Consider the following 13,205-nt stretch of genomic DNA (forward strand, 5'->3'; position numbering starts at 1 on the left):
GACGACTGTAAATCATGGTCCCGACATGTGCACGGTCGCGCCGCGCGCATGTTCGGGGGGTCAGTAGTAGCGGCGCGGGTAGACACCACGGCTGCCGTTGCCGACGGACCCGCCGAGCAATGCCAGCGGGATCATGAACGCGAACACCACAGCGATGAGCGCGAACACCGCGGCGCCCGCGACGAGCGCGGCGATGACGGCACCGACGATGGCGATGGTGCCGAGCCAGATGATCGCGCCGGCGATCCACGCGAGCGGGCCGGTGCGGTGTTCGGCGACGTACTTGATCCCGAGGATGAGCAGTCCGCCGCCGACCAGTGCCAGTGGTGTGAGCATGGTGAGTCCTCCCGGTCGGGAGTGCACCACGAGGAGCGGCGCACATGTCGTAAGCCGCTGTCTACCGCAGCGGTACGACAACGCGCGATTCGACGCTCCGCGAGATCGCCGTCAAGCAGGAAGTCGCCTGTCTAACGCTCGGGTGTTCCGCTGACCATGGTCTGAAATTGCATCTCTCAGCAACGAATGCACATGCAACGGTGCTAGACCGCAGACTCGTATGAGTCGGCACCATCGGCGATGTGCGGGACAGGACTCGTGGTCGACGACCCCGAGGCGACTTCTCTGTGCGCCGGACGAGGCGCGGTGAGCACTGCGAGCAGCGTGCGCGCTTCGGCGAGTGTGAGACCGGCCAGCGCGGCGGCCGCGGTGAGCGTTCCCTCCCGTTTGCGGATTGCGGCGAGGGCGCCGGCCTGGCGGCGGCGGGCAACCTCGACTTCCTCTGCTGCGGTGAGGAACTCGGTGAGCGAGTCCATGTTCGCCCTGTCGCGCTCGGCGCGGGAGGCGAGGACTTTGCGTCTCGCCTCACGTGCGCGAGTGCGCGCCGCGACTCGGGAAGATGTGGACGACATGCCTGCCAACCTAGCTTGTGCGCCCACCGACGCGACCTCACCCGTATAGCGAATTCAATCCGAAATCTGGCGCACTGAATTCGTCCTTCAAGCGCGTCGACAACACAGACGTCCGACATCGCCTAGCCACATCCCCCACACCTTATGCACTATGGCTATGTTCGCTGCTTTCGCTGGTAGGGTTCGCGGCTGTGATGGGTCTACACAAGCTGACCGCCGGGGATGGGTACGAGTACCTGACCCGGCAGGTCGCGGCTGCCGATTCCACCGAACGTGGAGCCACATCGCTGGCCGATTACTACTCCGAGAAGGGCGAGTCACCGGGCCGCTGGACCGGGTCGGGCTTGGCCGAGCTGGGCTCGGTTGCCGAGGGGCAGCAGGTCTCCGAGGCGCAGATGAAGGCACTGTTCGGCGAAGGGCTGCACCCGAACGCCGACGTGATGTTCGAGATCGCCATCGCTCGGGGCGCGTCGCAGGCCGACGCGGCGCGCGCCGCCCGGTTGGGTCGAGCGTTCAAGGTCGACTCCGGTGCCACCGCGTACCGGGTGGCGTGCGCGGAGGCGTTCGTCGAGCACAACCTTGTCCGCGGCGAGAAGTGGAACGCGCCGATCGAGACGGCCGAGCGTGCGCGTCTGCGCACCGACGTCGGCACGAGAATGTTTACCAAGGAGTTCGGGCGGACGCCGGCCGACGAGCGGGAACTGTCGGGGTGGGTTGCGAAGATCGGTCGCCAGAAGACCACCGCCGTCGCCGGCTTCGACCTCACGTTCACGCCGGTGAAGAGTGTGTCCGCGCTGTGGGCAGTCGCACCGCGAGAGGTTTCCCAGCAGATCGAAGTCGCGCACGAGAACGCGATCGCGGCCGCCGTGCAGTACCTGGAGAAGCACGCCTGCTTCACCCGCGTCGGAACCGGGGGAATCGCGCAGGTCGATGGCAACGGTCTGATCGCCGCGCAGTTCACCCACCGCGACTCGCGCGCCGGGGATCCGAACCTGCACACGCACGTCGCGATCAGCAACAAAGTCGCCACCACGTTGCCCGACGGGACGACGAAGTGGTTGGCGCTCGACGGAGCCGCGCTCTACCGCAACAACGTCCCCGCCTCCGAGGTCTACAACACAGTCCTGGAAGCGCAAATGCGCGAGCGCATCGGTGTGGAATTCACTGAGCGCCCGTCGGCGGATCGGTCGAAGCGACCAGTGCGCGAGATCGACGGCATGGACGACCGGCTGGCCGAGCGCTGGTCCTCGCGCAGCGCAGCGATCAAGACGCGCACCGCCGAGCTGGCCTGTACCTTCCAGGCCGATCACGGACGCGAACCGTCCGCCATCGAAGCGATCTCCCTCGCGCAGCAGGCGACGTTGGAGACGCGCGCGGCGAAGCACGAACCGGTCAGTCACGCCGAGCAGCGCGGCGGGTGGCGCGGCGAAGCGGTGGAGACACTCGGCTCGGAGGAGGCGCTGTCCGAGCTGGTCTCCTCCATCACCGGACGCGCCGCGGGCGCACCGTCTAAGAACTTCGATGCGCCGTGGGTCGGCAGTGTCGCCGACGACGTCGTGGCCACGGTCTCGCGTGCCCGTTCACGCTTCCTACGACACAACATCCGCGCCGAAGCGGTGCGGCAGGTGCGCACCTACAACCCGCCGACCGAGCGCATCGACGCACTCGTCGAAGCGATTACGGACGCCGCGTGCGCGGAAGGAACCTCGATCGACCTCTCCGGTGCCGCAGACGTGGATCCGGCGGCCGAGATCGCACCGCAGGCGATGCGACGACGCGACGGATTCGACGTCCACACCCGGCACGAGTCGCAGTTGATGACCACCGCCGCCGTGCTCGACGCCGAAGCGCGCATCGTCGCCTTCGCGCAGCGCAACGACGGTGTCGCCGTGGACGACGAGCACGTGGAGATGGCGTTGCTCGAGTTCACGGCGAACGGCCGCGACCTGAACGCCGGGCAACGCTCACTAGTGCGGGCGATGGCCACCTCGGGTGCGAAGTTGCAGCTCGCGCTCGCTCCCGCCGGCACGGGCAAGACAACTGCGATGAGCGCGCTGACGCGGTCGTGGCAGAACGCCGGTGGCAGTGTCGTCGGATTCGCGCCGACGGCCGCGGCCGCCGCAGTCCTGCGTCAGGACATCTTGACGACGACAGACACGTTGGCGAAGTTCGTCGACATCACACGACGCCTCCGCGACGGCCGACCGGTGACGGTGCCCGCGTGGTACTCCGCGATCGGGGACAACACCTTGGTCATCGTCGACGAGGCCGGCATGACCGGCACCCTCGACCTGGACGAGGCGGTGTCCGCACTCGCCGACCGCGGCGCGACGGTCCGGTTGATCGGCGACGATCAGCAGCTCGCGTCTGTCGCATCCGGGGGTGTGCTGCGTGACATTCACGACCGCGTCGGCGCACTGTCGCTGTCGCAGGTGGTGCGGTTCCGCGACAGCGCCGAAGGTGCCGCTTCCCTCGCGCTGCGCGAGGGCGACGACGCCGCGCTCGGCTTTTACATCGACCACGGCCGCGTCCACGTCGGCTCCATCCGCGCCGCCACCGACGACGCTTACACGGCGTGGACCGCCGACCGCGACGCCGGCAAGGACGCGATCATGCTCGCTCCGACCCGCGAACTCGTCGCCGAGCTGAACACCCGCGCCCGCACGGACCGACTGGACGCATTTGACGCTCCCGTCGGCCTGGAAGCACCCCTCGCCGACGGCCTGTTCGCCAGCATCGGCGACACCGTCCGCACCCGATCCAACGACCGACGCAACCCGCTCTCGCAGACCGACTGGGTCCGCAACGGCGACCGGTGGATCGTCGAGGACGTCACCGTCGACGGTTCACTGCTTGTGCGGCACCTCGAACTCGGTCGCACCGTCACCCTCGACGCCGACTACGTGCAGAGCGCGACCGAACTCGGCTACGCCGGAACGGTGCACTCCGCGCAGGGCTCGACCGCGGATACCTGCCACGTCGTCGCCACCGGAGACGAGACGCGTCAGCTCGCGTACGTCGCGCTCACCCGCGGCCGTCAGGAGAACCACCTGTACCTGGCGACGGCCTCTGAGGGTGATCTGCACACCGCGATGACCGAACGCGGGCTGCTCCCACCGACCGCGGTCGACGACCTCCGCACGATTCTGCGCCGCGATGGTGCGCAGGTGTCGGCGCATTCGACGTTGGCGGGCGCGAACGACCCGCACCTGAACCTCTCACCTGCCGCACTCGCCTACGACCACTCCGTCGCCGCCGGCGCGGAGGCGCACCTCGGCGCCGAGGTGATGGCCGCGATCGACGGTGCCGCCGAGGCGGAAGTGACCGGTCTGACCGACGAGGCCGCATGGCCGACGTTGCGCGGGCACCTGGCCGTCATCGGGGCGAGCGGCCGCGACCCGGTGCAGGCGCTGCGCACCGCAGTGCGGTCCAAGGAACTGGGGTCGGCACTCGACAAGGCTGCTGTCCTCGACTTCCGACTCGACCCCAAGGGGCAGCACGCCGCCGGCGTCGGTCCGTTGCCGTGGCTGCCGTCTGTGCCGAAGGTGCTCCGGGACAAGCCCGAGTGGGGTGCGTACCTCGACGCCCGCGAGAAGTCGGTCACCGCACACCGCGACGCCCTCGCCGCCGACGTCCGCACGTGGACACCGACGACCGCCCCGTTGTGGGCGCGCGCGTTCCTCGGCGCCGAGACCGACACTGCGCTGTTGACCGACCTCGCGGTGTTCCGCGCCGCCCACGACGTCGACCCCGCGGACCGCCGACCCACCGGACCCGAGCAGTACGCCGCCGCGTCCCTCGAGGCCCAGCGCACGCTCGATCGACGAGCCACGAATGTCATCGGGTCCAGCAACGACGCCGTCGGTCGGTGGCGACCGTTCGTCGACGAGCTCGACCATCACATCGCCCGCGACCCGTACTTCCCGGTCCTCGCCGACCGCCTGTCCGCTGCTGCCCGTGCGGGTATCGACGTGCACGCCCTGGTGCGGTCGTCGCTCGCGCAAGCACCGCTGCCGGACGAGTTGCCCGCCGCCGCCCTCTGGTGGCGGCTGTCCGGTGAGCTGTCGGTGGCGGCATTCGAGGCGGACGGCACCGGCTCCGACCTCGACCCGTCGTGGGCGCCGGTGCTGGCCGAACTGGTCGGCATGAATGCCGCGGTGCGCGTCATGTCCGACCCGTCCTGGCCGGCGTTGGTGGCGACCGTCGACGCCGCCGACCCGAGCATGTGGACGCTCGGCCAACTGCTCGGCACCGCCTACGAGTTCCTGCACGGCGGCATCGACCCGGTCGATCACGGACTGACCATCCCCGCGCACGAGCTGGCCCAGGCGCTCACCTGGCGCGCGGAGATGCTGGTGCGCGAGAACCACCTCGCCCGCATCTACATCGGCCCCGATGTCGAACCGCTGTCCGCCGAGGGCGAGGAAGCCCTCGCCCCCGTCGACGAGGCGATCGGCGACACCGCGAGCGACGTCCTGCCGGCGGAGTTCGCCGACCCCGGCACGCTCCTCGCACCCGTCAACGCCGCAGGGCCGGTCGACGACGCGTCCCCGTCGATCCCTGTCGAGTCGGACGCCGACTACCTCGCGTCCCTCGACGCCCTGGACGCACCGAGCGAGTACGACGACGCACCGCCGCCGGAGATTGGGTACGACGACGAACCCGGCGACGAACCCGTCGACGAGCCGAACCCCGCCCCGCACGACGTCGACGTCGAGCAAGAGCCCTCCGTAGTGGATCCATTCGACGCCATGCTCGACGACGCCAGGGTCGCCCTGCCGTATCCGACGGTCACCCGCGACGAACGGATCCGGCTCCTGCGAGCTGACCTCGACGAGGCCACCGCCCAGCACCGGGTGCTGCGTGCGGCGATCGCCCACGGAACCAGCCCCGCGATGGCGCACAGCGCACCGCTGGTGATCGACACACAGGAACGGGCCGACCGGCAGAAGCCGGCGCGGGTGGCGATGCTCGAGGCCCGCAAGGACTGGACGGACGCGGCGTTCGAGGCCGAAGCGCTCTGGCACCACATCGACGCCGTCGTCCGCGGCGACGTGGCCGCCGCCTTCGCGGCCGCCGGCGACGACGAGGACGCCCGACTGCTCGCCCAACGCACCCTGGACCGGGAGATCTGGCGCGCCGGACACGCCGACGACGCCGCAGCCACCGCACGGGCCCGCGCCGAGGTCGCCGCCGCCGAGTACGAGCGCATCACCGCTGCTGACGGGGGAGCGGTGACCAACATCGACGTCATCGCCGCCCGCGGCGCCGCGGAGGACATCGACCTCGGCGTGCTGGCCGACCTCGAGGCCGAGACCGGCCGCATCGAGTCGGCGCTGTGGCGCGCCGAGGCCGCCGCCCGGCGTGACGCGATGGAGGCACCCACTCAGGTGCCCGTTGTGGACGCTGAGCCATCACCGGACCTGGCAGGAGAGGACGTCACGGTCCCCGAGACCGTGCAGTCGACAACGCCCGCAGCCGGGAAAACGGCACAGGCCGAACCCGAGGCTGCGATGTCAGCGGCCGACGCCGAGCTGCTCGCGCGGATGCAGCAGGACCCGATTCGCCTCGTGCCGGACGCCGACCTCGCTGCGTTCGTCGACCGCGTCGGCCGCGGATGCACCGAGCCCACCGTCGTCGCCGGCACCGAGAAGCTTCACGCACACCTCGCCGAGCAGGCCGCGGCCATCACCGCCGCCCGCGAACTCGACGCCGAGCTGCGCCGCATCACCGCAGACCACGATGCAGCGCGCACCGAACACGCCACGCTGTCCAAGCGGTTGGCCGGGGCCAAGCGACGCGACCGCAAGACACTCGAACCCGCCGTCGAAGACGCACGGACACGCGTCGACCGACTTGGCCGCCAGGTCCGCGACACGAAGCGTGCAGCCGCCGACGCGGCCGGTCGGGTGGGGGCCGAGACGAACGAGTGGTCGGCGATCACCGCCCGCGCCACCGATCCGCAGCGCCGCGCCGCGGATCTCGCGGCCGCCGCGGTCTTCGACAGGGCAATCACCGAGCAGCGCCGCCGACTGCGTGCCGTGACGCTCGCGACGGAGCGTCACGACGCCGAGCAGCGCCTCCGTGCCGTCAACGCCACCACTCGCGGAGCGGAAGCGTCAACGATCGAAGGCGTCACCGACACCGAGAACCACACCCTCACCGTCGAGGCGGCTCGACAGGGCGCGGAGCGTGCCGTCGGACGTCGTCTCGCAGACGCACCCACCGTCAGCCGCAGGCACGGTCCCACGCAAGTCGGCCGTGGGCGTCCGGGGATCGACGCCGAGCCTCACGAACGTCGATACGACAACGGGCCTGGATTGTGACGGTCTAGAAGTCGGACGTGTGACCTCAGCCAGTCAGGCCGGATGAAGTCATTTGGTCATGTGCGAGCGACCGGCCACCTAGAGGAACCCGTGAGAGCAACTCTATTTCTGTCTGAGCCCGGTAGCCGGCTTGTGTCCTCGCATGTGTGCTTTCACGTGTGCTCGCACCTGGACTCGCACGGTGCTTGTCATTGCACCCGCTGACACGGCATTTGATTCGTGGCGCTCGTGGTGGACAGCGCAGCTGTGTCGGCTCAGTATTTGAGGCATGAGCAGCACCGGAACCAAGCCACCACCGCCAACTGACGCCGAGACCCGCGAGTACTACCTGACACGGAGCAGGCGCGCCTTCACTCCTATTCGCAAGACTTTCGTACAGGCGCCGAGCGGTGCTGCGTCGCGTTATGGACCGCTCTCAGTGTTCGTCAACAACGGCGACCATCGTGCCTTGCTCGCCTACCTCTTCATCCTCGGTGTGACTTCGAGCGGAGACAGTGATGACGGTTGGAGCACACGGCTACCGGTCGGGTCGTGGGTGCGATGCTTCGGCACCTCTCGGAACGCAGAACCGGCTTCGGCGCGAACTGCGGTCTCCAAGACTCTCACCAGGCTCGCGGACAGACACCTGATCGAGCGAGAGCGGGTAGGCAAGGACCGAGAAGTCCGAGTGAGGTTGCTCCGTGAAAACGGGAGCGGCAAGCCGTACGAGCGCCCGACCGGACGCTCCGTCAAAACACGCTTTCTCAAGCTGCGTCATGAGTTCTGGACCGAGGGCTGGAACGAGACCTTGTCGCTCTCGGAGTTGGCGATGTTGCTTGTGGCCCTCCACGAGAAGGATGGCTTCACTCTCCCGTCGGAGCGCTCGCCGGAGTGGTACGGGTGGTCCGCAGATACGACCGAGCGTGGCTTTCATGGCCTGGAGGAGCACGGACTACTCGATATCGACCCAACCTACGACGTGACCCCGTACACGGACAGTGGAGTCACCCAGGTCAATCGGTACACGCTCACCGACAAGCTGAAACCCCTCCCCGTCACGAAGAATTGACTCTCTTCCTCGAGTGATGCACGAGCTCGGCACCACTCGAGGAAGGAGGAACGGATAATGATCGGTAAGCAGCCGTCACACCGCGAGCGACTGCGGCTCCTGGTCGCCTGTGTCGCGGCACTCGCGGCGGCCAGCAGCGCAGTCGTCGATCTCATCCAATTGGTGCAGGGCTGAGCCCTGGCGGTCTCACGCGGGAGGGTGTCCGGGTGCATCCGGGCACTCTCCTCATCAGCCTAAACAATCTGCTCCGCCCGGGAATGGTGCCTCACTCACAGCGTTCTACCAAGTACATCACGCGCGCGATGTTTGCGTCAGAACTCACCACCGCGTCCTCGTTGTGCGCGATCGAGGAAAGATCACCCAGCAGGTCGTACCCGTACGAACGGGTGCTGCACCACGCGAGGCACGTTTCGGGGAGCGCCTGCGTCGTCGTCATGTCGGCGATGGTGGCAGGTCCCACCGACAGCCTCGGTCGGGTTTGCAAAGTGTCTGTAAAGACTGCCCGCAGCCGTGCCTCGTATGGCGCCGGTCACACCTAGTGTTCGTTCGGTGCATCCCCTGCACCGGACCGAAAGGTGACCATCCATGGCCACGACAGCCATCCCCGCGGGGCCTCCCTCGACGAAGCGGGCGGTGTTCAACACCATTCGCGGATCACTCGGCAACCTCGTCGAGTGGTACGACGTGTACGTCTACACGGTCTTCGCGTCGTACCTGCAGTCGAGCTTCTTTGCCGACGGTGAGCCCAACGCGGGCATCTACACGATGGGCATCTTCGCGATCACCTTCGTGATGCGCCCGATCGGGTCGTGGTTCTTCGGTCGGTACGCGGACCGGCACGGGCGTCGTCCCGCGCTGGTGTTCAGCATCTCGCTCATGGCGGGCTCGTCCCTGCTCATCGCGCTGACCCCGACGGCCGCGTCCATCGGGTCGGCCGCCGTGGTCATGCTCGTCCTATGCCGTCTGCTGCAGGGCTTCGCGACGGGCGGTGAGTACGGCACGTCGGCGACGTACATGTCCGAGGCGGCCACGCCGGGGCTGCGCGGATTCTTCTCCTCGTTCCAGTACGTCACCCTGGTGGGCGGTCACGTCCTCGCCCAGGTCACGCTGCTGATCCAGCAGAGTGTCCTGACCGACGAGCAGATCGCCTCCTTCGGTTGGCGCATCGCGTTCGGTATCGGCGCCCTCGGCGCCGTGGTCGTGCTGTTCCTGCGTCGGAGCATGGACGAATCCCTGCAGACCGAGGTCGACGGCAAGCGCAGCGGCTCGATGACCGAGCTGTTCACCGCGTACCCGAAGCAGCTGCTCATCTGCTTCCTCGTGACCCTCGGCGGGACCGTCGCGTTCTACACCTACAGCGTCAACGGGCCGCTCATCGTCAAGAGCACCTACGCCGATCAGGGCATGACGGCGACGTGGATCAACCTCGCGGCGCTGGTGCTGCTCATGGTGATCCAGCCACTCGGCGGACTGCTGAGCGACAAGATCGGGCGCAAGCCGCTGCTCGTCGGGTTCGGCATCGCGGGTGTGCTGTGGTCGTGGACCTTCCTGAACCTGCTGCCGCGCGTCGAGACGCCGATGGTGTCGTTCCTGCTGCTCGCCGGCACCTACGTCATCCTCACCGGCTACACCTCGATCAATGCGATCGTGAAGGCGGAACTGTTCCCGGCGCACGTGCGCGCTCTGGGACTGGGACTCGGCTACGCACTGGCCAATTCGATGTTCGGTGGCACGGCTCCGGTGATCTACGAGGCCGCCAAGGAGAACGATGCGCTCGACGCCTTCGGCATCTACGTCACCATCGCCATCGGTGTCTCGCTCGTCGTGTACGTCTTCGTCCTGAAGAACCGCGCACCGACCTTCCTGGACGCCGAGCAGGCACGCCGAGCGGACAGGAACGAGGCGGCCGTGTCCTGAGGTCCGTGCGATAGGCTTTCCGCGCCGGACGGGAGGGCCTGACGATGCAGATTCTCGTCGTCGAGGACGACCTCGGAGTCGCCGACGCACTCACACAGTCGCTGCGTCGGCAGGGCTGGGCGGTGCGGCACGCCGCGACCGGGACCGCGGCGCTCGACATGTTGGACGACGCCGATCTAGTCCTGCTCGACATGGGGCTCCCGGATCACGACGGACTGTGGGTCTGCCGCCGGATCCGGGAGCACTCGCCCGTTCCCATCGTGGCGCTCACGGCGCGGCGCACCGAGGATTCCGTGATCGGCGCTCTGCGTGCGGGTGTCGACGACTACGTCACCAAGCCGTACAGCTTCGCGGTGCTGCTCGCACGGCTGGACGCGGTCGTGCGGCGCAGTGTCGGACGCGTCGCCACCGAGCCGGCCGTCGATCTCGGCTTCGACCTCGCTCGGGACACCCGCGAGGTCACCGCACCCGACGGCTCCGTGCGCACGCTCACCGCGAAGGAATGCGAACTGCTCGTGGCACTCTCCCGCACACCGGACCGCCCCGTGAGCCGCCCCGCGCTCATGGAGGAGGTGTGGGACACGACGTGGGTGGGTGCCTCGCGCACGCTCGACGTCCACGTCGCGTCACTGCGGAACAAGCTGAAGGACGTCGCCCGGATCGAGTCGGTGCGCGGTGTCGGCTATCGACTGGTCGCTCCGGCCGAGCCCGACGCGTGAGGAGACGGCTGCTCGCACTGGCGATCACGTTGACGGCCGCCGTGCTGGCGGCTCTCGTCGCGCCGCTCGTGGCCGCCCACGCGGAGGAACGGGCGGTCACCATCCACGAACGGCGTCTGGCCGCTGCGACTCGGTTCGCCACCCTGGCCGACAGTGTCGGTGACGCGAGCTCACTGGGACCCGATCTGATGCGGTACGGCGAGGTCACGGAGAGCACCCGCACGTGGATCGTCGACATCGACGGATCGGTGCTCGCACCGGCAAGCTCGGATCTGCCGGCCGACGTGCCGGGTCTGGCGGGCGCGGTACGCGACGCGCTCGCGGGAACACCGACCTCCGCTCCGACTGCGCTGTGGCCGTGGCAGACCGAGCCGTTGATCGTCGCGACGCCCATCGGCCGGGACGCGCAGATCCTCGGTGCCGTCGTCATGCTGGAGGACACGTCGGCCGCGCGGGACAACGTGCAGCGAGCGATGGTGCTCGCCGCGGCGGGCGGCGCCGTCGTCCTCGCGCTCGTCGCCTGGCTCGTGGGAGTGCCACTCGTCGGCTGGGTGGTGCGGCCGGTCGACGATCTGACCACCCGCGTCGAGCAGCTGTCCCGCGGCCGCACTCCGACCGAGGGACGCCACGTCGGGCCTCCCGAACTCCGGCGGCTCGCGGAATCGTTCGACGACATGGCGGCGAACGTGGAGCACTCCCGGCGGCAGCAGCGCGAACTGGTCGCGGACGTGTCGCACCAGTTGGCCAATCCGCTGACGGCACTGCGGCTCCGGCTCGAGAACCTGGCCGTGGACGATCCGGCCGTCGAACCGGTGCTCGCCGAGACCGAACGCATGGCGCGCTCACTCGACGCGGTGATCGAGATCAGCCGCGCGGGAGGCTTCGACCGGCACTCCTCCGAGGTGGACGTCGCCCGGCAGCTAGGCGAGCGGGTTGCGCTGTGGGCGCCGTTGTTCGGGGATCTGCTCACCGTCCGGGTGGACGTCGACACCGCCCCGGCGTTCCTGGAGGAGGACCTCGTCCCCACGGTCCTCGACGTCCTGCTGGACAACGCGCTGAAGTACGCGGAGGGTCGGTCCGTCGACGTGGCGCTGGAGCAGGCCGACGACGCGTGGCGAGTGACGGTGCGCGATCACGGTGACGGCGTCAGTGCCGCCGAAGCCGCCGAGCTGGGGCGGCGCTTTCACCGACTCGACCGGCACGCCGGCGTCGAGGGCACCGGACTGGGTCTCGCGATCGTCGTCCTCCGCATCCGAGACGCCGACGGGGACGTGGTCTTCGAACCCGCCGATCCCGGCCTGCGGACGGTCATCTCACTTCCCGCGCGTCTCGATCGCGGAACCACCGCAGCGCCCCCGGATGCAGCGGGACCGGCTGTGTGAACATCCCGGCGGCGACGGTCGGCTGCCGGACGTCGGGCACGGTTCGTGCGATCGCGTCCTGACGGTCGAAGACGACGGACGTGAATCCGTAGGCCGTGTCCTCCCGGAGCGTCGGCGTCGCGATGAGGTACGTCTTCACGCTGACAGTCTGGACGGCGGCGGGCAGACGGTACGGCCCGGCCGGCAGCGGACCGGTGACGTACTGCGGACCCCACGTCGACACGAGTCCCTCGACCAGTCCACCGAGATCCAGCGCGCGGACCGGTGTGCGCGCGCCCAGCTCGACCAGTGCCCGCACCGGGAACCCGCTGACGAAGGCCAGGGCGTCGACGCGTCCGGAGCTCAGCGCCGCCGTCGCCTCGCCGAGCGGCTGCGCGACGAAGTCGACGTCCGCCGTGTCCACTCCCGCTGCGGCCAGGCACCTCTCGGTCACCGACCGGGTGCCCGAGTCGGTCTGGCCCGCGCTCAGGCGCACGCCCGCCAGATCCTGGATTCCCGTGACCGGGGAATCCACCGGGACGAGGATCTGCAGGAAGCTGTCGTAGAGCCGGGCCAGCGCGGTCAGGGGGACCGGGGAGTCGAAGGCTCCCTCGCCGCGCACCGCATCGAGCGCCGTGTCGCCGAGGCAGAACGCGACGTCCGCGGTGCCCGATGAGAGGTCGCGCACGTTTCCCACGGAGCCGCCGGTCACGACGACCTCCGAGCGCACACCCGGCAGCACCTGCGAGGCTTCTGTGCGCAGAGCCGCGCCGTACTCGTCGAACACCGCACCCACGTTGCCGGTGGCGATGCGCAGTCGGCCGGAAGCGTCGTGCCACCACGTATCTCGGGAACACCCGGCCAGGGCGGCGGCGGCCGCAGCCACGCCGGCCCCGCGGAGGAACTGCCGTCGGCCGAGCACGCGT

At 69.0% G+C, this 13,205-nt stretch carries 9 protein-coding genes; 5 read left to right on the plus strand and 4 right to left on the minus strand.

Annotated features, from left to right (window positions below):
• Positions 1–60: 60 nt before the first annotated feature.
• Entirely contained in the window at positions 61–336 is a 276-nt protein-coding gene (locus AC0IX4_RS03200) for a hypothetical protein (protein ID WP_471828005.1), read from the minus strand.
• Positions 337–539: 203 nt separating this feature from the next.
• Complete coding sequence (locus AC0IX4_RS03205; RefSeq protein WP_471828006.1) at positions 540–908, minus strand: hypothetical protein; 369 nt, start codon at positions 906–908, stop codon at positions 540–542.
• A gap of 194 nt (positions 909–1,102) precedes the next feature.
• Between AC0IX4_RS03205 and mobF the strand changes: the two genes are divergently transcribed.
• The gene (gene mobF / locus AC0IX4_RS03210; RefSeq protein WP_471828333.1) at positions 1,103–7,234 is read left to right on the plus strand and encodes a MobF family relaxase; all 6,132 of its coding nucleotides are present in this window, start codon (positions 1,103–1,105) and stop codon (positions 7,232–7,234) included.
• Between the two features lie 268 nt (positions 7,235–7,502).
• Positions 7,503–8,282 (plus strand): hypothetical protein, encoded by a 780-nt coding sequence (locus tag AC0IX4_RS03215; RefSeq protein WP_471828007.1) that lies wholly within the window; start codon positions 7,503–7,505, stop codon positions 8,280–8,282.
• A gap of 265 nt (positions 8,283–8,547) precedes the next feature.
• Here the strand turns inward: AC0IX4_RS03215 and AC0IX4_RS03220 are convergent, their stop codons facing one another.
• Positions 8,548–8,718 (minus strand): hypothetical protein, encoded by a 171-nt coding sequence (locus AC0IX4_RS03220; protein ID WP_471828008.1) that lies wholly within the window; start codon positions 8,716–8,718, stop codon positions 8,548–8,550.
• 149 nt (positions 8,719–8,867) lie between these two features.
• Between AC0IX4_RS03220 and AC0IX4_RS03225 the strand changes: the two genes are divergently transcribed.
• The 3 genes from AC0IX4_RS03225 to AC0IX4_RS03235 are packed head-to-tail and all read left to right on the plus strand — an operon-like array spanning position 8,868 to position 12,300.
• Positions 8,868–10,199, plus strand: coding sequence for an MFS transporter (locus tag AC0IX4_RS03225; RefSeq protein WP_222627659.1), 1,332 nt, complete (start codon positions 8,868–8,870; stop codon positions 10,197–10,199).
• 44 nt (positions 10,200–10,243) lie between these two features.
• Positions 10,244–10,918 (plus strand): response regulator transcription factor, encoded by a 675-nt coding sequence (locus AC0IX4_RS03230; RefSeq protein ID WP_471828009.1) that lies wholly within the window; start codon positions 10,244–10,246, stop codon positions 10,916–10,918.
• Positions 10,915–12,300, plus strand: a complete 1,386-nt coding sequence (locus AC0IX4_RS03235) for a sensor histidine kinase (RefSeq protein WP_471828010.1) — start codon at positions 10,915–10,917, stop codon at positions 12,298–12,300. The genes AC0IX4_RS03230 and AC0IX4_RS03235 overlap by 4 nt, the downstream gene beginning before the upstream one ends.
• On the opposite strand, the gene AC0IX4_RS03240 is transcribed toward AC0IX4_RS03235, so the two are convergent.
• Positions 12,227–13,201 (minus strand): TAXI family TRAP transporter solute-binding subunit, encoded by a 975-nt coding sequence (locus tag AC0IX4_RS03240; protein WP_471828011.1) that lies wholly within the window; start codon positions 13,199–13,201, stop codon positions 12,227–12,229. The genes AC0IX4_RS03235 and AC0IX4_RS03240 overlap by 74 nt on opposite strands.
• Positions 13,202–13,205: the final 4 nt, after the last annotated feature.

Source organism: Rhodococcus sp. AC861 (assembly GCF_979256035.1).